The sequence below is a fragment of the Prevotella sp. FD3004 genome, from assembly GCF_000746155.1.
Classification (GTDB): Bacteria; Bacteroidota; Bacteroidia; order Bacteroidales; family Bacteroidaceae; genus Prevotella.
The window spans coordinates 243,039-265,774 of the sequence record NZ_KN050820.1; the positions used below are offsets into that span (position 1 = coordinate 243,039).

Here is a 22,736-nt window from a genome sequence, read left to right on the forward strand (position 1 = left end):
TTCGCTCATAATAAGCCCGTCGGGCCGCCCTAGTGAAGAGCGGCCCGACTTTATTTTTTATGTTTTATGTTTTTTACTTCGGCACAACAAGAACGAAACGGCAACCTTCGTTATAGCTGGTGTCGAGAACAAGGTTACCACCAAGGTTGATGGCATGACGCTTTGTAAGTGGTAAGCCAAGACCAAGGCCATCAGATAAATCATCCATTTTTGTAAACGATTTGAAAAGCTGATCCCTTGATTCCTCAGATAAGCCCGGCCCAACATCCTCGACAACGAAACGAACAGTTGTCTCTGTCTGGGAAACACTCAGTTTGATATGCTTTCCGTCAGAGAACTTTGCTGAGTTATAGAGCAGTTCACGAAGCGAGCGCATCAGATAAAGATGGTTGGTTAGGATACATACGGCATCAGGAAGTTCTGTCTTATACTCTATGGCCTGAACTGGGAAGTGGGTGTAGGTATAGTTTATACATTCCCGAGCCAGTTCATTACATGACATCTGGTCATTTCTGGAAATCATCAACTCACGTGAAGTGCCCGACTCAGAACTATCGTAGAGCATTAATATCATACGGTTCAAGTGCATGGCATTATATTTCATCATGCGGATGATCTGCTGCTGGTCTTCTGCCTGAATCATATTTGTATTACACGATGCCAGACCGTCGCGCAACACATCGGCAAAGCCTAGAATAATATTCATCGGCGTACGTATCTGATGCGATATGTTCTGTATAAACCGGTCCTTCTGACTGACTGCCTCCTCTGTCGATTTCATGGCATGTACCAGCTCGTCATTACGTTTCTCCGTCTCTTTTGTCGTTTGGCATATACCATTCACATGATGGTAAAGTGACTGCTGCATGATTGCAAAATTATTCTGCAACCTGCCTATAACGTCCTTACGCTTAGAATAAGGTATCACTTCACTATACTCGCCATCAGCTATCTTTTGTGAGAGTCTGAGAAGTCTGCTGAGTGGCCTGATGGCATATCTGACGCTTCTGTTGCACAGCCACAGAATAACCAGCAAACCAATAACGATAAGTACTATAATAATGTATGTCAGCAGATAGTAGTTACTCAGAATTACAGTATCTGGACATATCAGCGCAAGACTCCAGTTTGTGTCTGGAACAGGAGAATAGCATACATGGCACAGTTTTCCATTGATTTTCATACGCATATTCCCTTGATTACCCGCCGTCATCTCATGCCCTAATGCAATCATCTCTGATTGTGAACCTGGGTCAACATCGGTATAGATGGTCTTCTTGAAAAGACGCGTAGAGTCGGGATGGATAAGGTAACGCCCGTCACTACCTAACAGAGCGAAATAGGCATCAGGATAGGTGCTATCGCCCACATTCATAGCTTCAGCAAGTTGTCTGAAGGAGAGACTGGCAGAAACGACACCAGCAATCTTGCCGTTTTTCAGTCGGATGGGTCTACAATAAGAAGCCACCGCCTCGTTAAGGCTGAGCTCACACTCTGCCTGCTCATAAGACGGTTCCACCCAGCAGGTCTTACCAGTTTCTATCGGTATTCTGTAACATGCTCTGTCGAGATACTCTTTGTTTGTCTCACGAACAGTAACCACCGTGTCACCCTTATTGAGGGAACAGACAGAGAAATAGCGTCCATTCTGGGGAAACATATTCGGTTGGACACTAATAGAGCTATAACGCACAATGGGATTGAATTGTACAATGCGGTGTGAAGAGGCAGGCAGAGTCTCTAGACGGAAGTCGTCTTCAATCAACCATGCATTCGCATTAATCGATGTTTCAACCGCACTCATACACTTTCTCACCCGCTGAACGGCTGTGTTAAGCAAACTGTTGGCATGCTCAGAAGCTTCCTGCCGGATAAAGTATCGCGACTGAAGGAATAGAGCACCCAAAGCCAATATGAAGACGGGAGCTACTATCAGTAGAATGCCTAGACTGAGCTTCATGGAAAGACTGTGGTTTACTTTACTCATGGCTCTCCTCCTTTCTTGTTTCATTTTCTGCTGTATGAAGCATATAGTCAAGCAGGGTGATGATGGCCTGACTCTGCTGTCGGATGTCATTCACCTTTTTATCGGCCTCTTCAAGACTAATGCTATAATAGTTATTACAGAAAGTCGTGACACTTTTGTCGATAACATTAGAAGGCTCAATCATCTGATTCGTTATGTAATGGAGGAAAGCCATCTTCATCTTATCTGCTTCCTGTGCCTTGTCATAGGCATCTTCCAGCACTTTGGTACGTTCCTGTTGCATGGAGGACGACTTCTCTAATTCACCAACATGTATTGCCAGCGCCTTTTGCATCTGTTGGAGGTGGTCTTGTAATCGCCCTACCTCATCTTTGCTCTTTCCATCGGGGATAGACTCGTCGTAGTGTCCTTCAGCAATACGCTGTGTAAAGTGCGTCAGTAAGTCCAAAGGGAGCAACTGACGGTGGGTAATCATGCGACAGAATACAAATATGAGAATTATTCCTATCAGGGCGATGATCAGCAAATAGCAAAACAGCAAATTATAATCGCCAGCAATGTCGTCCTCTGGATAAACGACACCGACACTCCACCCAACTTTATTCACATAACGCCCTGGCATATCAGCACGTTCGAAAGGCTTATAGAACACATACCACTTACGACCATTCATACGGAAAAGCTTATGACCAGTCTCACCAGCCACCATTGCCTCGGCAGCCTCCAGTACGGTATTATCTGCCCCTTGTCCCATTTGGACAAATACCGTCTGATGCAACAGCTTCTCTGAATCCGGATGTACGATATACGAACCGTTGCGAGCCAATAACATAGCGTATCCATTGGGCGAAGGCTTGACATCAAGGATTGTCTTTGAGAACAGCGCGATAGGTAAATCAACAGCTATGACACCCACGCATTCAGAATCCTGGTCAAGTATCGGTAAACAGAAGGTGCTGAGCGCTTCATTTTCAGTATACTCGTTTTTAAGCGGGTTTGTCCAACAGGCCTTGCAAGTAGTCATGGGCTCTGTATACCACGTCTGCTGTGTATAAGGCTTATTTGTAAACGTGTCCTGAGTCAGCAGTTCCGAATTCCCGTCTGACGACAGGCTATTGCCTTTACGATGGACATAAGCCATGAACAGCTCACGGCCTGGGTAATAATAAGGCTTAAAGACAATGGCACATCCCACAATATAAGGATTGCATTCCACAATTCTGCGACTATAGTAGAACATGCGATCGGGTTCATCAAGATGCAACAATAAATCCCTATAGACATTATCAGTCAGCTGTTCCACGCCCAGCAGAATATTGTCTATACGCTGGACAGTACTCTCCAACGTCTGCTCCGCATTGTTCAACTCTTCCTTCCTCAATGCCTGACGTGAGAAATAAAACATCACAACCAATGAAGTCAGAAGCAACAATGCCACCTCAAAGACAATCAGCAGACTTAATCTGATTGATAGGGCTTTAGTTATTATTTCAGGCCATTTCTTCATTTTTCCTTAAAGGCAAATCTGCCATACAACAAATCCTAAAGCAGCTATCGGAACTGTTTCGGATAATTGTTTTTAATTGGTTCAACTATTATACTAATTGCAAATATAGGCAATTTTCATTAAACATGCAATATTATCCTCTAAAAATTATATAATTTTAACAACCCATCATCCTACGGTTATCAACCCCTCAAAAGTGCCGTTTCCTTCACTTGTCCGGATAGTTTTTCCCCGCAGTTCCCACGGAGGGAACTACCAGTTCCTCCCATGGGAACAGACTGTTCCCGCCGTAGGAACTCACTGTTCCCTTCATGGGTACTTTGGGGGAACAATACGATAACCAGATGTTTATCAGTAACAAAGCGAATATGTCTACGCCAATACCACTCTGCCAGTGCAACCGTTTGCACAACATAACTACCAGAAATAGAGCTGCTTGAATAACAACCAAACGGCTTTTTTCTTAACTTTGCATTCAGAAACAACAATCAAAACTAAGAGCATATGCACTCATCAACAAGACATTCCATCATATGGCGGATAGCGCTACTAGTCATTGCTATCCATTGTTCACTGTTTACAGCATCAGCCCAAGGCTGGCCTTCAGACTATAAGGGCGTCATGCTGCAGGGATTCTACTGGGACGGCTATGCAGACTCGAGGTGGACGACACTGGAGAAACAGGCTGACGAACTGTCAGAGTACTTCGACATCATCTGGGTACCCAACTCTGCTTATGCCAACGCCCTGACGAACAACATGGGTTATCATCCCGTATATTGGTTCGACCATAAAAGCGCTTTCGGCACAGAGGCTGAGCTGCGCTCAATGATTCAAACCTTTAAGAAAAAAGGTGTAGGATTCATCGAGGATGTGGTAATCAATCACCGCGCCAGTGTGGACAACGACTGGCTCCACTTCCCCGCCGAGACCTACAAGGGCGAGACCTACCAACTGACAGCAGCAGACATCTGTCAGGACGACGAGAGCAAGAACAGCGGCTTCAAGCCTACAGGAGCCAAAGACTCTGGTGAGGCCTGGGGCGGTGCACGCGACTTGGATCATAGCGGTGCTAATGTTCAGAAGAACGTGAAGGCCTATCTTGACTTCCTGCTCAACGATCTTGGTTATGTAGGTTTCCGTTATGACTTCGTTAAAGGCTATGCTGCCAAGTATACGGGTCTCTACAACACGGCGGCCAATCCGACCTACAGCGTCGGTGAGTGCTGGGACGGCAATAAGACGGTAGTCACCAACTGGATCAATGGCACAAAGGTGGACGGTAAGATACAGAGTGCCGCCTTCGACTTCCCCCTGAAGTACAAGATCAACTCTGCCTTTGGCGGTGGTAACTGGGGCGCCCTCAAAGACCAGGTGCTAAGCAACGATAACGCCTACAAGCGCTATAGCGTGACTTTTGTAGACAACCACGACTCTTTCCGCTCAAAGAGCGACGGCGGCGATCCGCTGACGGCCAACATCTGCGCCGCCAACGCCTATATCCTCACCATGCCTGGAACTCCATGTCTTTTCCTGAAGCACTGGATGTCGAACAAGGGTACACTGAAGAAACTGATTGCTCTGCGCAAGGCGGCTGGTATCAGCAATGAGAGTGAGATTACAACTGCTAAGACCACCGATGGCGGGTTTGAGCTAAGTGTCAAGGGTAAGAACGGAACGCTACATCTGCTATTAGGCAACGTACAGCCCGAGCTCATCAACACCACTGCCGACATAACGCTGGCAGTCAGTGGCAAGAAGTTCGCCGTCTACGCAGATGCCAGCATAGATCTTTCGAAGGTCAATGCCATCACTGAAGCAGACGAATCACCTGAGGACGATACGCCTGTGGAGGTTCCATCGTTCTGCACCGTCAACGAGGGTGAAACTTGCGCCTTCTTCGTAGCTCCCAAGAGTTGGGGCAGTCAGATTAAGTGCTGGCGCTGGGACAGGCAGTATAACTATACAGGTAACAAGTGGCCTGGCGTGAACTGCGAGAAACTGGGAGAAGACAGCAAAGGCCATACCGTTTGGAAATGGACATACAACGCCTCTGATCGTAAGAACCAAAGCAGTAGCAATGAGGGAATCATCTTCAACGACGGCACGAACCAGACTGCTGACTTAGCCTTTACTAATGGTGGCTATTACAATCAGGAAGGTCTGCAGGCAGTGGTCTCCTCTACTGGCATCAGAGACGCCATGGTTGAGACTGATGGTGTCATGAAGATCTACACGCTCGATGGCAGACTGCTACGTACGGGCAAGAACAGTCAGGAAGCCCTCAACGGACTCAAGAAAGGAGTCTATATCATCAACGGGAAGAAATTCATATATAAATAATCTGAGTTTAGTTAGTTAGTTAAAGAAAGGCCCTAATGGCGAACCAGCAATGTAGCAGGAACGTCTGAATGCGGCCGTAATGACGCTCCATCACCCGATAGCGCTCCAAGAGCGACTCACGGTGATGGAGTGTTGTTTGTCCCTCTTGGGTATAGTTGGCCAGGCGACAAGTATCTGGTGAACGATGTAACTAGCAACTATATCACAGGCATTAGCACCATCCGAATGCAAAAATATAAAAAACAGCGTTTTTGGGAGCTTTTTTTGTTTCATCTTGTTTCATTTGCAGTATGTGAAACAAGATGAAACAAATTTTTTTTGGTTGTTCTATTCAATTTCGCTATTTTTGCCCCCACAATCATAAACCAATAAAATTATAAATTTCCTTCCAGACGGAGAATATGCTATCATAATATCACTTGGCAGCAGTTCCTATGAAGGAGTATTTATGCTAGAATAAGTCATAATAGTTGAAATAATCATCAATATATTCCGGAAGAATTGAGACAGACCAGACTGGGAAAAAGGAGCGGAAACCGAAAAGCTTTACGGAGTAGGTGCAGATAATTAAAACTAAGTAGAAATGAAAAAGTTATTATTGTCTCTGGCCATCTTTTTAGGAGTGGTATCAACTTCAATGGCATCACCAGTAGCAGGTGTTCCCTCTCCTAATATTCAGGAGGTGACCAATGTGCAAAAAAATGGGAAGCAAAAGGTTATTGTTGTATATAATCCTGATGGAACAATTAAAGATATAATTGTGATAAAATCAAAATAAACGAACGTAGTATTATCCTGCCCCCCGTTTTTATGTTAAGGAGGGCGGGATTATTCCTTTTATAGTTTTATTATGAAGATAAAAACGTTATTTGTACTGATGATGCTTCCGATGCTGTGTCTTGCGCAGAGTATAGAAGTGAAGTACTCGGTATTCTCCAAACAGCGAAAAGAACAGATAGAGAAAATCATGGGTAACCGTCAAAACCTGGAACATAAGGGTCTATTCTCCGGTATGGAAGTAGAAAAGGAAGACTCTTTCTGTCTTGTAATCAAGGACAGACAATCTTCTTATGTCCGTATTGAGCCGGAGGAGGATCTGGGCGATGATGGTGATGTGAAGATTATTCTTGTTGGTGGAGACTACAGTGAGGAAGATCATGCTGTATATAAAAATCTGACCACTCGGACGATGGTTGAGGCGAAAGACTTCCTAGCAGTTACTTATATTATAGAGACTCCTATTCCTCAATATGACTGGAAGGTATGCTCGGAAAGCAAGGAGATTATGGGGATGAAATGTTATCGGGCGACCCTAAACGGGACCATTACGGCATGGTTCTATCCTGAAATTCCCGTGGGTGATGGCCCCGATGTGTACGCAGGCTTGCCTGGTTTGATTTTGGATCTGGAGGATGAACGGAACATCTATCATTGCATGTCCATCAACACCAATTCTCATTCTGCTGTTGCTGAGAAGAAGCGCGGAAAGAAAGTGTCAGCAGAGCTGTTCGAAGAAATACGAAAGCGTAGGTTGAATGATTAGTATTTAAAATGAGATACAAGTTTTTGCTGTTTCTATGGCTGCTAAATGTCGTTGTGCCTTATATAGCAGAATGCAGACCTGTAAAAGGCATTGTAAAAGATGCATCGACTGATAGTAATATCTCTTTTGCCAATGTCATGGCTTATGCTTTGCCAGATAGTACGCTGCTTGGCTTTGCTGTTACCGACGATGAGGGTCTGTTCTCGCTGGCTACCTCTGAAGATGGCCGTTTGCTGTTAAAGGTTTCCTGTCTGGGCTATAAGACTGCTGAGGTAGAGCTGTCTTCTGCTCATGACAGTTTATGCATCTCTATGCAGCCAGATGCAGTGTTGCTGAAAAATGTTGTGGTGAAAGGACGTATGCCAGGTTTCAAGGTGCGTGGCGACACGATAGACTATAACTATCAGAAATATACCGACGGCTCTGAGAAGGTGTTGAAAGACATCCTGATGAAACTCCCAGGGATGGACGTTAATGACAAAGGACAGGTAACGGCTAATGGTGAAGCAGTTAAGAAGATTCTCATTAATGGACAGGACTTCTTTGGAGACCACAATGAGCAGGTTACCAATAACCTCCCTTCTGACTATGTTGACAAGATTCAGTTGCGGAAGAATTACAGCGAATACTCTTTCGTAGAAGGTTTCAAGACTCGTAAGACGACAGCCCTAAACGTGACAATCGACTCGTTACATTCTGGCAATGTGACAGGAAACGCTGAGGTATTGGGAGGTTATCGCGACAAATACAGAGGGGCGATGAACCTTTTTTCTTTTGGTGAGAAGGTGATGTGGGGTATTAATACGAAACTGTTCAATACTGGTGAGGAGATGATGACTCTGGTTGACTATGTTAAGCTGATGGGCAGCATAAAGGATTATGCGAAGGCAGTGGGAGGTTCCGACAAAATTATCGACAACGGATATTCTCCAGTGTCATATATCGACAATAACATCAACACATACCAACGCACAAACGGGATGGCTTCTGCCAATATTGCATGGAATCCCAGTAATCGTTTCAAGATAAATGCTTATTATCTATTCAACCACGAACAGAGCAAAGGCCAGTATGACATAACTAGGTCTTATTGGACAAGAAACACTATCGAGACGATGAGTCAGTCTACTGACGCGAAACGCAATTTTCACCATGTGGGAGTTAGCACGAAAAGTGTGATGGCTAGTAATGCTGCTTTAGACTGGAAGTTCACTGTGACAGCTATGCCTCAGACAAGCCAGAACTGGCTTGGAGTTTATTCTTGGGATGAAAAGACGGATGTGTGGAACTTCAGTCATAATCTGGCTTTTGTCAAAAATTGGAATAACAGGAACCTCCTGTCTGTCAGTTCGCAACTCGTATATAACAATATCCACCGGACGATTGATGTCGAGTCTGCTGACAGTCTCCTTTATGTACCAGAGTTACAGATACATTCGGTCTCGCAGAGACAGCGTATCACCTTGTTGGATCATCATCTGGCAGCCTCATGGACACACCGGCTCTCTAAGGCATGGCTGTTTAAAATGAACACGGCATGGAACGCGATCCACTCTACTATGTTGGTTACTCCGTCTTCTATTCAGCCCATTGCTAAGAAAGATAAGGAAACAACCCGCCTATATAGTTACGGACTTTCCATACAAAAGAATAAGGGGCTATTACGTTTTGATGCAGGCTTTGACCTCGCTTATCTGAACCAAGGTTGCACTGATGATAAAGTTGTTGTGCTGCCTAATGCGTCAATAGAATTGGCGTTTAGCTCTATCAACTCCCTGATGCTATCTTATACGACAGGTTATAAGAGGGATGATAGTTATTTCGCTCGGGGAACAGTGATTAATGACTATAGGCAATTGACGGTCTATGACGGCAAGGAGAATTTGATGCACAAGCATCACAATCTGACACTCAGTAGTCATTATTTTAATGTACTCTCTGATTTCTCATGGATTATGGATGCTGGGTGTTCCTTCACGGAAAATCCATACATATTTAGCAATGATGGTTTTGGAAACACCATTTATGCTTCGCTGATACAGACAAATCGGGACCAAGTATTGCAACATATATATATCAACGTCAAAAAAGGGTTCAGGTTCCCAATCACTTTGTCATTGAAATCGACCATGTCTAATAGCCTCTATCAGTCAGCCTATTTTCAGAAGATAAGCAACAATCGGCATTCTGAGGTTGATAGTGAGGTGTCTATAACTAGTAAGTTCAAGAGGGCATTGCTCAATATGGAGGTGGGATGCCGATTCAGCTTCCAGCAAAGCAAAATCGGGCTTACCTCCTCTGTACTGAACTTCAGGTCTTATGAAACTTATGTCAGACCATTTTTGGTAAAAAAAGGGAAATGGGATGTAAGTCTGCCGATAATATATATTCATGACCAATCGGGTGCCCAGCACTTCAGCTATTTTGACTGTGCCATTCTGGCCAGTTACACGAAAGGGCGTTGGACATTCTTTGCTGATGGAAAGAATCTTCTGCATACCAAGTGCTTCGAGCGCATCACTGTTGATGCGGAGCATGATTACATGGAGACTGTCGTAGATAAACGACTACCTGGCTATATTGTCGTTGGTCTGAAAAAAATGTTTTAATAGCCCAAAGGCATATTATTTCGAACCAGTCATGCCATTCAAGTTAACATCCTGACAGCGAACCAGCAATGTAGCAGGAACGTCTGAATGCGGCCGTAATGACGCTCCATCACCCGATAGCGCTCCATAAGCGACTCACGGTGATGGAGTGTTGTTTGTCCCTCTTGGGTATAGTTGGCCACCACCATCTTCAGATTCAACAAAGGCACATTCTCCTTCGCCGCAGCCTTCATCACTCGGATGCACCAGTCGACATCAGCCGAATAGCGATACTGCATGTCATAAGGCGTGGCTATGGCAAAGTCAGCCCGCGCATAAAAAGCTTGATGGCATACAAGCATGCCTTGACGGAACGATTTCCATGAGAGATTCTCGGGCGGCGAGAGACGACGATGGTGCAGGAAACGGCCTTCGCCATCAACGATATCCGTATCGCCATAAAGTACAGCGGGCATATTTTCCTCTCCAGCAGCAAGGGAAATATACCCTACAATCTTGCTGACAGTATCAGCGGCAGGAAGGAAGTCACCTGCATTCAGAAAACACACATAGTCACCGTCAAGTGAACGAAGTCCCTTGTTCATAGCATCGTAGATACCCTCGTCGGGTTCCGACATCACTTGTATCCGATGCCCATTATCTGCTGCATTGGAACGTCCGATATAATCGTCAACCATCTTCAGCGTACCATCTGTCGATGCCCCATCGATTATCAAGTGTGTGATATCAGGATAATCCTGTGATAGAACGCTGTCGAGCGTACGCTGCAACACACCAGCGGCATTATAGGTAATCGTGACGTAAGTTATTCTGATCATAGCTTGTAATGTTTAAAGGCTATGGCCTGATCATATACATCGAGATACTTCATAGCCACACTTTGCTGCGAATAGCTGTGTGCCACCTTACGTACAGCCTGCTCGCTCAGAGCCTCGTAATCGGCTTCTGTCAAAATCCAACGGATACCTCTTGCCAGATCGTCGGCCTGACGGTATTCTGCCACATAGCCATTCTTCTTATGATCGATCTCTTCTGGTATACCTCCCACCTTGAACCCAACACAAGGCACACCACAGGCCATTGCCTCCATGATAGTATTAGGCAGGTTCTCAGACAGCGAAGGCAGCACAAAAACATCAACAGCGTTATACACATCAACAATACGCTGTTCATCGTTTACATAACCAAGCGGGAATGTCTCTAATGGTAACTGCTCTACGACCTCCTCTGCATGACCTCCAAGAATAACGACGCCTAATTGCGGAATATCCTTCAACTGTTGGCAAGCCTCTATCAGATAGCTCATGCCCTTGTTCTCGTTGGTGACACGCTGTGAGGCAAAAAGTATCAGTTTCCTGTCATGCGGCAGCTCCAGCCGTTCACGCGCCTCTTGTTTGTTATACCTATTATATATATGGGTATCTATCGGATTAGGGACACTCGTAATCTTCTGTCCCTTTAGCAGTGCACTCTTCTTAGCCTCTGACTCCAACCAATGACTGCAAGCCACATAGTAGATGTTCTCATGATTCACCAAGCGCATCTTCTTTTGCCAGACACTGGTCGACAGATCACTCTTTGAGCCACTCCCTGGCAGCAAACGACAATTACTACACTGAGTGGTGAAACGACGACAGCCCAGCGTAACATGACAGATAGCCGTAGCAGGCCAGATGTCATGCATAGTCCACACAACAGGCTTACCACTACGTAATATCTTACGTATTGAACCAAGGGAGAGCATGCCTTGATTAATCCAATGCAGGTGGATGATATCGGCCTCTTTAAACTCTGGAAGTTTCGTAATGTCTGATCCTACATTGGCAATATCAATTTCAAACAAGTGTTTACGAGAGAAACGCAGATGAAGAAACACCACCAACCGTTCCCATAGGAAATGCCAGCGTAATAGGGGCGACTTGGGCAGTTCCACCACCGTCAGCGCATCTGTCTCCTTGTCGCGAACCAGCATTTTTGCCTTTACGCCGTTATTGTTTAAAGCACGCATCAAACGGCTGGCAGCAACCGCAGCCCCACCCGTTTTTTCGCTCGTATTGACAATCAGTACTCTCATTTTTCTTCTTTGATGCAAAGGTACAACATCTTTTGTTAAATGCAAGCAAAAAAGCGTGAATATTTGTTGTTATCGCACACAAGTGCTTGATATAGGTCAAGAATAAGAGGAAAATATACACTTAACGCATTGAAATTCTTGCAAGTTACGAAAAAACGTCGTACCTTTGCATCGTCAAAAGGTTAATAGATTGTTTTAGGTTAGTAGTAATATTTATAGTTTTAGGTTTTTAGTTATTGGTAAAAGAAAGTTTTCAACTGTAGGATAACAGGAGGTCGCTGCGAAGCTCCCTTTTAAACTTTCAAATTTTTAGCTCTTGTGAGCTGAAGATTTCTTTTAAAGAAAAGGATTTTTAGTTAAACATAGGCTTTTTTGATGGCGCTGCTCGAGAGAGTAACGCCATCATTCTTTTATGCTTTATGGTATTTCAAGGTTCAGTACCATGGCCCTTAGTCCTCCTCCATTTCACGTTCGATAATTGTAGGATCGCTGAAATAATCAAAAGTTGATGCACAGAGAATACCTGAATATTCTACTTCCACGACTGTTGCTTCTGGTTTTACATATTTTGCTTTCATACTTCCTTCTTTTTTTTCTGATTAATTTGTTTGTTTGAGCTCTATATCCATGATGTTCATCTGGCTAATGATGAACATTAAGGATTTACCGGAATAATAATGGGAATCCATGGAGCATAGAAGTCTTTTCCGTTACTGTACTTCATCTTGTCCATTCTGATATTGATGACATTCGTCTTGCCGAACCCGAAGCCATTGGCCATCTCCAGCGGGATAAACACCTTTTCGACATTATCCTCGGTGCCGTAGGCAGCTGCCTCTGCGTTCCTATGGTTCAGGATACTTTCAAGAACGACGTTCATGCCCCAGTCTTCATTCGTCGGGACGATCATTCCGACCACTTTGTCGTTGAGCCAATCGTCATTATCCGTCGATGCAAATCCCTCATAAAAGTCGATATACATTTCCTTTGCTTCATCATACTCATCTTCATTGGAATCCTCATCGAGACAGGCCAGATCATAATAGGTCGGCGTGTCTTTGGTCCTGTATTCGACGGCCTGGCAGGTGACACCGATGTAGCTGTCTTTCAACGGATGTCCAGGAGTCCCGTCTGTATCCCATGGTGTCGGCTTATGTGGCATTACATAGATTTCGCCATCAATATTCTCATCCAGCGTGATGAAGTCATCTACAGCAGAAGGAGTGAACTCTACCGGGCTCTTCAGCTCGATGTCGATATCCATATATTCTGCATCTTCCGGATCAACAGTCCAGGGGTTGGTGGCAAAGTTGGCGAAATCGAAAGTGCCCTTGGTGGCGATATGATGCAACGTGATTTTCGTAACTTTGATATGAAGGTCATCTTCTCCACCACGTGCATCCTTGTCGAATCCGATCTTGAACTTTACCGACGAGAGCGCATGTTTGAAGCTCAGAGTAACAGGATTGCCGGCTTCATTATCTTCGCTCACAGCGACCAACAAGTCCTTCTGATTTCTGACAGTAGTCGGCACGGTGTACACGAACGTCCCGTCAGTGATGGCTGGCACATCATCAGTATTGTCACTGGTAGCATAGAAGGTATGAGTATCTGCGCCATCGGGCCATGTCAGATTCGCATGCCCATCAGCAACCCAACTGCCGTTGGGCTTTGTGAACAGATAGTTATCCATCCATTTATTGGAAGTACCTTGAATACCCACCATGTTAAACGAACTGACAGTACTGATGGCAGTTCCACGGGTTGCATCGTTGTTGGCAACTTTAACAACGAATGGAATTCCAGATGTCTTACCCTCTGCCGGATTTTCATTACCAGTCAGTGAGTCCTCGCTTGAGCAACCGACAAGGGCTACTGTGACTGCCGTCATGACAGCCATCCAAATAGTTTTTTTCATATTAACAGATGTTATAAAAATAGTATAATCCAAAAGACTTACAAGGTTTATTGGTTGATAATCAGTAATTTCTAGTTGTCGTTTTATAGCTAGGCGCTGAGCGTACCCTCACCATTGATACGACATTTGGTTGTAAACAATGGCAAAGTTAAACATTTTTTTTAATTCGCAAATATTATTTATCCTTTTTTTTCTAAAGAGCAAAAAAATATCGGCAATTACCATTGCCGATATATCATTATCAAAGATCCGGGTCGGTACTTACACAATCTAAACCCTCTCGATCAGTACGACGGCATAGGCCGAGATGCCCTCCTCACGACCAGTGAAGCCAAGCTTCTCGGTGGTTGTCGCCTTGATGGAAATATCATCCTCGTCGCAACCGCATATCTGTGCCATACAGGTCCTCATCTGTGGGATATGCGGATTCATCTTGGGACGTTCGGCACAGATGGTAGCATCGATATTACCCAAACGATAGCCTTTCGTAGCTATCAGTTCGATGGTTTTTTTAAGAATAACCTTACTGTCCATGCCGTCAGTCTCGGCAGCGGTATCAGGGAAATGATAACCAATGTCGCGCATATTTGCCGCACCAAGAAGGGCATCACAGACAGCATGCAACAACACATCAGCATCACTATGCCCCAACAATCCTTTACTATGCTCAATCTTAATGCCGCCCATCCACAGGTCACGGTTTTCTACCAACTGATGGACATCATAGCCCATTCCAACTCTAATTTTCATATCTTTTTCTTATATTATTACCTCTTAAACAAGTCTTTGATGCCATCCATATCGAAGGCCAAAGTGAAACGCAGGGTCTGATCCAAAGGATTACTTCGTGCAGTAGAGATGACATAGCCAACATCGAGTGAGAAAACATTCATGCGGAAGCCGCCACCCACGGTGAAGTACTTCAAGTTGCCCTTTGATTCACTCTGATGATGATAACCTGCACGAAGCGAGAACTGATCATGATACACATATTCGGCACCTACACTCCACTGAATCTCTTTCAGTTCCTCACTAAGGCCGCCTGGGGCATCACTAAAACTCTTGAAGATGCCACTGACGGCACTGATATCGCTATACTCACGGCGGACGCGATCCTGATAGTCGCTGTTCGATTCACCTTCTTCCTGACGAGGCACCGTAGGCACCAACAGCTTGTTTGCATCGGCTGAGATGGAGAAGCGATTATACTCATCAACAGGAACCATCAGCGAAGCACCAAGACGCAGATTAGCTGGAAGAAACTGACTCTCCTCATCGCCATAGTAGGATATTTTGCTACCTATGTTCGACATATTCAGACCAAATCCCAACTGACACTCGCGACTACCCATCATCACGTAATTATTATAATACATAGCCAAATCGGCAGCAAAGGCTGAGGCTGGCTTGGAGTCCTCACTATAGTCATAGCGCAGGTCACTATATATCCATCGGATGGCTGCCGCCAACGAAAGTTTTTCACTCAGCATCAGCGAGTAAGCTACATCGAACGACATCTCGTAAGGTTTCACCGTCATACCATCGTTTGCAAACACCTCACCAAGCGAAAAATAACGCAACGACCCAGAGATGGCCGAATAGTCACCGATACGATAGTAGCCTGCCAGATAAGCAAGGTCGATATCATTGACCAACTGACGAAGCCAAGGAGTATAGTTCAGAGCAATACCTGCACGACTGATACAGAACGGATACTTTGCAGGATTCCAATATTGTGAATTGACATCAGGGTCGGTAGCAACGCCCACATCACCCATTCCTGCAGAACGGGCATCTGGGGCAATGGTCTGTGAGATAACAGCATGTTCAACGGGATTGAACATTACATTCTTACCATCCTGAGCCATAGAAGTGAGTGAATAGTGAACAGTGAATAGTATTACCATCACCCACTTTAGCAAATTTCCTCTATCTCCTTTTTTCTTCATATACCTTCATTCATATAACGTATACACACGCTAATTATTGCTTAATACAATCAATTTTACCGTTTTTGAAACACCGCCATCGAGCTGGAATCGGCACATATAGACACCCGTTTGCATACGGTTGCCACCTGCGAGACGAAGATCCCAGTCAATGGTATAGGTATTGTCTGACGACATACCAGTATCCGTGTGACTCCATAGTTGTCGCCCAGAGAGGTCAAACACATCGAGAGTCACTGTCAACTCCCCTCCCATTCGGTCGTGTGTGATGATAAACGAGGTGTTTTCTGTGGCAGGATTCTTCGTACAAACCACATTAAATTGATTTGACTCATATCCCTTTACTACATTGAACACCAGTTCGGAAGTCGATGAGTTGTTTAAAACATCCCAAGCCCTGAAACGCAGTCGGTGCTGCCCTTCGCTGAGTTCAGGAATGCTGAAGCCCACTTTACCGCTACGATAGTCACCAAAGTCGTATGTGAAGTAATCGTTCAAATTATACGTTTTCAACGCTTCACCATCGATAACCAATTCCAAATCATGACCAATGCTACTGCCTGAGGCGTTAATACCACTATCATCGTATAGTTCTGCCATAAAGTATGGCGTAGCATTCACTTTGTCACCATTCATAAAGGTCTTAGCGTTCAGATAACAATAAATACTAGGCCCGATAGAATCGGTCTGCAAGCCATTGCCGGCAGAAAGAATGAATCCGTCATACGCCCCATGAGCTGTCAGCGTCTTATCAGCATTAACAGCATACAGGGTTATCAGACCTTTGCCATCAGTATAACTGATATCTTTTGGTACTACAAAGGTTATTTGGAATTGTCCATCACGTATACTATCTGACCCACTGAAAAGGGTTTTCGTGCGGTCTTTATACACAAAAGGCTCTTCGGCACCATCAGCATCCTGACTGTTCAATTTGCAGACGATTGTTTCCTCGGCATCCCTTACCGTGGCCGTTACAATGCCGTTAATCATCTGCTCCACACGACCCTTTATTCGCACCACAGCACCTGCTGCCAGCTGGATAACATCATCGCCCACAACCTGACCGTTGATACTGTCAATAATCACACTGGCTGTTGGGAGAGCCAGTTTCAAAGCTGGATCACCCAGTAAGGTGTATTGCAATTTGTTAGGTGAGGTATCTCTACCTTGACTCACAAGGTCGCATTTTGCTCGTCGCACAGCTTCACCAATGGTATTCTCTGGCGAAAGTACATAACTGGTGAAAGCCAGATTCATGGCTTCATTATAAGAAGCATAGACAGTACGGGTGGTGCCAAAGAAAGCCACACCACCACCCCGTTTGCTGAGCATCACCGTCTCACCGATATTCTCTTCCTGTCCATCGAAAGGCATGATATCGCAAGAAGCCGTCACCCATAAAGGCAATCTCTTTGTTACAGACTCCTCAAAATCAGCCAGTTTCAGAACTAATTCATGGGAGAATGCGTAAGGAGCGCCATGACCACAATAGTTCATAATCAGTGCTCCACTCTCCATCTGCTGTTTGATGAGACGCGTCACATCTGGGTAACTATAGCCCGTAGACGAAGAAGTACGGGTATAAGCATCCCAGTAGATTTTTTTCAGCTGATAGCCAGGATAGTTGGTTTCCACAAGAGTGGCCACCTTGTCAGCTGTCGTCATGTGAGCATTGCCGTTGCCGTCGTCACCCATCATGCAGATAGTGTTCTGCCAAGCGTCCGCCTGCTCGTTATTAGCATAACTGAGTGTCTTATCTACCAGTATCTGTGCCTCTTCTGGCGTTCGTACTGGAAATCGTCCCACCGCTACGTCGGGCTTACCCTGATAGATGTAGCCGCCGCCTGCAGATTGCCGTATCTGTTCCTCATCATCTAACAGACAGAAAAAATCATCACTCACAAAACAGTTCACTGAGCTGAACGAGTTCTCACTCTCATAGCAAAGCAGGAAGTCGTCAGGGTCATAGTCTTTCCACTCTGAGCAGCGCATACGGTTGTCCCAGGCACCGTCGCCGAAAAGCAACAGAAACTTAGGCATATCCGCCTCTGTCATAGCTCTATCATAGAGCATCTTCATATAACGACGATAGGCGGTTGCGTCAGGAGTTCCGCTTGAGAATTCGTTATATAGTTCATCAGCAGGCACAATCCTTACCCTCAATCCATCCTTCTGTTCGTGGTGAGCCTTGATACGCTCTGCCTGAGTTAGCCATTTCTGAGTAGTAGGTATGATGATTATCATATCGGCCGCCTCATCAGCATGATGGTTCTGGTTCGTTATTTGGCAAACATATTCTGGTTCTGGCAGATAAACCGTCTGCAAGTCGGGCTGGGCATTAGGCGTCTCATGATAGAGGTCCAGGAAGTCAAGTCTTACATGGTTACCTGCAGTCTGCGTAATACGAATAATGTTCTCTGCTTGCAGATTCTCCAACTCATAAGTTTCCGCATGCCTATCAGCCTTACTATAGGCATCTAATCTAACGTCGCGGGCTATTGTACCCACCACAGCACCATTTACCTCTATCACAGCCTCAAAATTTCCATCATAGGTCAACGCAACCGTCAGCTTTCCTTTGCTGCCAACGGCTTTGAGATTATAGGTTTGAGGAAATCCAATATTGAAGAGGGTCTTATCATAGAGGTTACGTCCGCCATGATACCAAGCATAGTCGTCTATCTCGTAGAGGGTGTGATAATCATTATTAGATGGATAGTTATCAGCTAATATAGTCTCCTGACTGACGGATAGAGGTTTGTCATCGCTTTCTGTCAGAAAATAATAGCCATAGTCACTATAAGGATTGCGTATACGCTGAGGTACGTCTTTTTGTTCCCATGTCACAGGTCCAACGCCATAAAACACCTTACGTCCATTGATGGTACAGGTTGGCACCTCGTGCAAGTCGTCTGTAGCCGAGAGATAGTCACCTGTCAGACTTTCTGTCTGCAAGGCACCTCCATATCCATATATTTTCACTTTATTAATATCAGAGAAACCAGCCTTTCGGATTAGAGCATCTGAAAGTTGATAGAAGCCACTCTCAGAAATACGGATCTTAGCCCATGTGCCCTCTCGCAATACAGAGTGGTCAGCATAGCGGTTAAACGAACCACGCGTCAGGTTTCTACTATCAGCCCGTTGACTCCTTACGTCCAACTTAAAACTCACAAGTTTCTGATACTTGCCATTGCGGAACACCAATGGCACAAACGACACTTCAAGTACCCCATGTTTCCTCACCACACCTATTGATTGACTCACCACAGGCATTACTGGCAAAGATAAGCCATCACTAATCTGCTTATAGCGGCAAACGTCTGCAGGCTGCATGTCAATGAATTCTGGATACTCTATAGTCACAGCATAGACAGAGTCAGCATAGTGCGGCCCCAACGTCTTATGCCAACTAAAGACAGGCAGCAGTGAATCTATCTTAACCTGACTGGCAGTCAAGTCAAAATACTCTTGCGCCTCTGCCTGCCGACAGAGAGACAAAAGCACCAAACCAATTATCAGCCTAAAGATTCTTATCACTACCTTTATAAACGAAATCTCCCGCTCCTTTATTGCGTCATCCTACCTATTTGCCCAACAAAGTATGGCAAAAGAACTGCAAAGGATGTCATTTGAGGAGGCGATTTCTTTACGTGCGGGAAGTGTGGGGTAAAAAGTAAGTATTACAACTATATATACATATAAGCACACGAGAAGAAACAACAAGCAATACTTATTTACAATTAAATTCAAGCACCTTGCGTTCTTCGAGGTAGCCTTCGAGATGATCATCAATATGAACAGGCCCCACACCTGCGGGGGTGCCAGTATAGAGGATATCACCTGTCTTCAATGTAAAGAACTGAGAAATATAGGCGATAATCTCGTCAACACGATAGAGCATGTCGCTGGTACATCCTTCCTGAACGGTATTTCCATTGATGTCAAGATGGAAATGAATGGCTTGAATATCAAGAAACTTCTCCTTAGGTACCCACTCGCCTATAGCTGCAGAGCCGTCGAACCCCTTGCAGATAGTCCAGGGCTGTCCTGCCTCCGAAGCCTTCTTCTGCAGGTCGCGCGCCGTAAAATCGATACCCACAGTCACCGCATCATAATAGCGATGAGCAAAACGTTCAGGGATATTCTTACCCAAACGGCAGATACGCACAACCACCTCAGTTTCGTAGTCGATACGTCCCAGATGGTCAGGAATAAAGAAAGGCTTACCCTGATTAAGAAAGGCAGAATCGGCCTTCGTGAATATGACGGGGTCATCAGGGCGCTTCAGCGTGCCATGTAACTCCTGATTATGCGCGGCATAGTTCATGCCAATGGCGAATATCTTCATAATGCTATGGTTTTGGAGACAAAGGTACAAAAAAAATCGGCACTGCACAAACAATGCCGATTCTTTTTTAATATAGTGACTAATGGATTAGTCAGCAACGAGTGTGAAGCGTTTGAAAGCGGTGATCTTCAGATCCTTGTCCTGCTTAGCGAGCCACTGAGCAACAGTAGCCTTATCACCATCACCGAACTGGAACTCCTGGTCAACCAGGCAGTTCTCCTTCAGGAACTTCTGAACACGACCCTTAGCGATGTTCTCGATCATAGGCATCTTCAGCTGAGCCTCACCCTCGGGTTTAGCCTCAGCAATGATCTTACGAGCCTCATCAGCCTGAGCCTGAGTCAACCAACCCTTAGACATATTACTCTCAATATGATCCTCAGAGTCAACGAGGTTGGGGTTCAGACCTGCCTTCTTCAACTTCATCTCAACATACTTCTCTACCTGCTCGAGCTTAGTCTTCTCGAAAGAGGTCTTGTACTCCTCGTCGAGAATCTTCTGGTCAACGCTCTGAGCATCGAGAGCTACGGGCTTCATGGCAGCCACCTGCATAGCTACGAGATGACCCTGCTCAGCAGCGGGCTTATTGGTCTGTACCATGGTGCAGAGAGTATGTTTACCCATGTGGTCGTAAACCTCTACATTATCGCCCTCGAGTACGAGGTAACCATCAAGCTCCATCTTCTCACCAGTGATACCTGAGCGCTGTGTAACAGCTTCCTGTGCAGTCTGACCATTGATATCGAGAGCCTTAACAGCCTCAATATCGGTAGCCTTAGCAGCAATAGCAGCGTCGAGGATACTCTGAGTCAGAGCAATAAAATCGGCACCGTTAGCCACAAAGTCGGTCTCGCACTTCAAGGCGATCATGGCAGCAAAGCCATCAACCTTCTTTACGAGTACACAACCATTTGAAGTCTCACGGTCGCTACGCTTAGCAGCAATAGCGAGGCCACGCTCACGAAGGAGCTCCTTAGCCTTGTCAAAGTCGCCCTCAGCCTCAGTCAAAGCCTTCTTTACGTCAGCCAGACCTGCGCCAGTCATTGCGCGAAGCTTCTTGATATCGTCAATTGAAATTGCCATTTTATTAACTTTTTTACTTTTTTTACCTTATATCTTGAATATTACTCAGCAGCAGGGGCCTCCTCAGTAGCGGGAGCGTCCTTGCGAGCCTTGCGAGCAGCACGCTTGGGCTTTACTTCCTCCTCGCCTTCTGCCTGAGCGTCAGCAGCCTTCTCATCAGCCTTCTCTGCCTTGCGCTCCTCGATACCCTCAGCAATAGCACCGCAGCAAGCGTTGAGAATAGTCTCTACGCTATCCTTAGCATCATCGTTAGCTGGGATAACGAAGTCGATATTATTAGGATCAGAGTTGGTATCAACGATACCGAATACAGGAATACCCAGACGGTTGGCTTCACGAACGGCAATCTGCTCCTTCAGTACGTCAACTACGAAGAGTGCACTTGGAAGACGAGTCAGATCTGCAATCGAACCGAGGTTCTTCTCAAGCTTAGCACGCTGACGAGTAATCTGCAGCAACTCACGCTTTGAGAGGTTTGAGTAGGTTCCATCTGCCATCAGACGATCGATGTTCGCCATTTTCTTAACGGCCTTGCGAATTGTCGGGAAGTTGGTGAGCATACCACCTGGCCAACGCTCAATAACATAAGGCATGTTGATAGAGGCAGCCTTCTCGGCAATCACTTCCTTTGTCTGTTTTTTAGTAGCGACGAACAGCACTTTCTTGCCACTCTTGGCAATCTGCTTCAGTGCATCAGCAGCCTCGTCGATCTTGGCTACTGTCTTGTGAAGGTCAATGATATGGATACCATTACGCTCGGTATAGATGTAAGGAGCCATTGCAGGGTTCCACTTACGCTTCAGGTGGCCGAAATGACAACCAGCCTGGAGCAACTGATCAAAATTTGTTCTTGACATTTTGCTAAATTCTTTAAATTGTTTACTTTCTTTTTAATTCTGTCCAGAATCAGCCCGATGGTAGTCCAAAGGAATCCAACGGGTTTAGATACTAAACTTTTCGCTAGCAGTCCAGCAGGATTAACGCTTACTGAACTGGAAGCGACGACGTGCCTTGGGACGACCTGGCTTCTTACGCTCAACCTCACGGCTATCACGTGTCATGAAGCCTGCATCCTTAAGCTTCTTCTTATCCTCGGCATTGATCTTCACCAGTGCACGGGCGATAGCGAGACGCAGAGCCTGGCTCTGACCTGTGAAACCACCACCATCGAGGTTTACCTTGATATCATACTTCTCAGCAACTTCGAGCAGGTTAAGCGGCTGCTTAACAACATACTGCAGAATAGCTGAAGGGAAATATACCTCTAAATCCTTCTTATTGATCGTGATCTTGCCTGTACCCTCAGAAACGTATACGCGGGCTACAGAGCTCTTACGACGACCTATTGCGTTAATTACTTCCATCTTTC

Annotated in this window: 17 protein-coding genes; 4 read left to right on the plus strand and 13 right to left on the minus strand. The window is 45.4% G+C overall.

The genetic code is table 11. The features are described from left to right. Positions 1–73: 73 nt before the first annotated feature. Positions 74–1,987 (minus strand): ATP-binding protein, encoded by a 1,914-nt coding sequence (locus T325_RS11545; protein WP_231622233.1) that lies wholly within the window; start codon positions 1,985–1,987, stop codon positions 74–76. Then, positions 1,980–3,494: a PDC sensor domain-containing protein gene (locus T325_RS11550; protein ID WP_036914153.1), complete on the minus strand. Its 1,515-nt coding sequence runs from the start codon at positions 3,492–3,494 to the stop codon at positions 1,980–1,982. Before T325_RS11550 ends, T325_RS11545 begins: the two co-directional genes overlap by 8 nt. A gap of 504 nt (positions 3,495–3,998) precedes the next feature. On the opposite strand from T325_RS11550, the gene T325_RS11555 reads away from it, so the two are divergent. The 4 genes from T325_RS11555 to T325_RS11570 all read left to right on the plus strand — a co-directional run bounded on the left by T325_RS11555 (position 3,999) and on the right by T325_RS11570 (position 9,989). Continuing rightward, positions 3,999–5,837 carry an alpha-amylase family glycosyl hydrolase gene (locus T325_RS11555; protein ID WP_081911208.1) on the plus strand — a complete coding sequence of 613 codons (1,839 nt, stop codon included), beginning with the start codon at positions 3,999–4,001 and terminating at the stop codon, positions 5,835–5,837. Positions 5,838–6,420: 583 nt separating this feature from the next. After that, positions 6,421–6,615: a hypothetical protein gene (locus T325_RS11560; RefSeq protein ID WP_036914156.1), complete on the plus strand. Its 195-nt coding sequence runs from the start codon at positions 6,421–6,423 to the stop codon at positions 6,613–6,615. 72 nt (positions 6,616–6,687) lie between these two features. Further along, positions 6,688–7,380 (plus strand): GLPGLI family protein, encoded by a 693-nt coding sequence (locus tag T325_RS11565; protein ID WP_081911209.1) that lies wholly within the window; start codon positions 6,688–6,690, stop codon positions 7,378–7,380. 8 nt (positions 7,381–7,388) lie between these two features. Continuing rightward, complete coding sequence (locus tag T325_RS11570) at positions 7,389–9,989, plus strand: carboxypeptidase-like regulatory domain-containing protein (protein ID WP_036914162.1); 2,601 nt, start codon at positions 7,389–7,391, stop codon at positions 9,987–9,989. A gap of 38 nt (positions 9,990–10,027) precedes the next feature. Here T325_RS11570 and T325_RS11575 read toward each other — a convergent pair whose 3' ends face one another. The 11 genes from T325_RS11575 to rpsI all read right to left on the minus strand — a co-directional run bounded on the left by T325_RS11575 (position 10,028) and on the right by rpsI (position 22,731). Beyond that, positions 10,028–10,807, minus strand: coding sequence for a glycosyltransferase family 2 protein (locus T325_RS11575; RefSeq protein ID WP_036914165.1), 780 nt, complete (start codon positions 10,805–10,807; stop codon positions 10,028–10,030). Next, complete coding sequence (locus T325_RS11580) at positions 10,804–12,063, minus strand: glycosyltransferase family 4 protein (RefSeq protein ID WP_036914168.1); 1,260 nt, start codon at positions 12,061–12,063, stop codon at positions 10,804–10,806. Before T325_RS11580 ends, T325_RS11575 begins: the two co-directional genes overlap by 4 nt. A 449-nt stretch (positions 12,064–12,512) precedes the next feature. Next, positions 12,513–12,641 carry a hypothetical protein gene (locus tag T325_RS12985; protein WP_255327780.1) on the minus strand — a complete coding sequence of 43 codons (129 nt, stop codon included), beginning with the start codon at positions 12,639–12,641 and terminating at the stop codon, positions 12,513–12,515. Positions 12,642–12,718: 77 nt separating this feature from the next. Continuing rightward, positions 12,719–13,981, minus strand: coding sequence for a fimbrillin family protein (locus T325_RS11585; protein WP_081911210.1), 1,263 nt, complete (start codon positions 13,979–13,981; stop codon positions 12,719–12,721). Between the two features lie 270 nt (positions 13,982–14,251). After that, entirely contained in the window at positions 14,252–14,731 is a 480-nt protein-coding gene (ispF, locus tag T325_RS11590) for a 2-C-methyl-D-erythritol 2,4-cyclodiphosphate synthase (protein WP_036914174.1), read from the minus strand. Between the two features lie 17 nt (positions 14,732–14,748). Next, positions 14,749–15,888 carry a type IX secretion system outer membrane channel protein PorV gene (porV, locus tag T325_RS11595; RefSeq protein WP_036914177.1) on the minus strand — a complete coding sequence of 380 codons (1,140 nt, stop codon included), beginning with the start codon at positions 15,886–15,888 and terminating at the stop codon, positions 14,749–14,751. Positions 15,889–15,960: 72 nt separating this feature from the next. Further along, positions 15,961–19,464: a type IX secretion system sortase PorU gene (gene porU, locus T325_RS11600; protein ID WP_156097691.1), complete on the minus strand. Its 3,504-nt coding sequence runs from the start codon at positions 19,462–19,464 to the stop codon at positions 15,961–15,963. A 202-nt stretch (positions 19,465–19,666) separates the two neighbouring features. Beyond that, the gene (locus tag T325_RS11605) at positions 19,667–20,284 is read right to left on the minus strand and encodes a fumarylacetoacetate hydrolase family protein (RefSeq protein WP_036914180.1); all 618 of its coding nucleotides are present in this window, start codon (positions 20,282–20,284) and stop codon (positions 19,667–19,669) included. Positions 20,285–20,371: 87 nt separating this feature from the next. Continuing rightward, positions 20,372–21,367 (minus strand): translation elongation factor Ts, encoded by a 996-nt coding sequence (gene tsf, locus T325_RS11610; RefSeq protein ID WP_036914183.1) that lies wholly within the window; start codon positions 21,365–21,367, stop codon positions 20,372–20,374. 41 nt (positions 21,368–21,408) lie between these two features. Continuing rightward, complete coding sequence (rpsB, locus tag T325_RS11615; protein ID WP_036914185.1) at positions 21,409–22,224, minus strand: 30S ribosomal protein S2; 816 nt, start codon at positions 22,222–22,224, stop codon at positions 21,409–21,411. A gap of 120 nt (positions 22,225–22,344) precedes the next feature. After that, entirely contained in the window at positions 22,345–22,731 is a 387-nt protein-coding gene (gene rpsI / locus T325_RS11620; RefSeq protein ID WP_036914187.1) for a 30S ribosomal protein S9, read from the minus strand. Positions 22,732–22,736 lie beyond the last annotated feature (5 nt).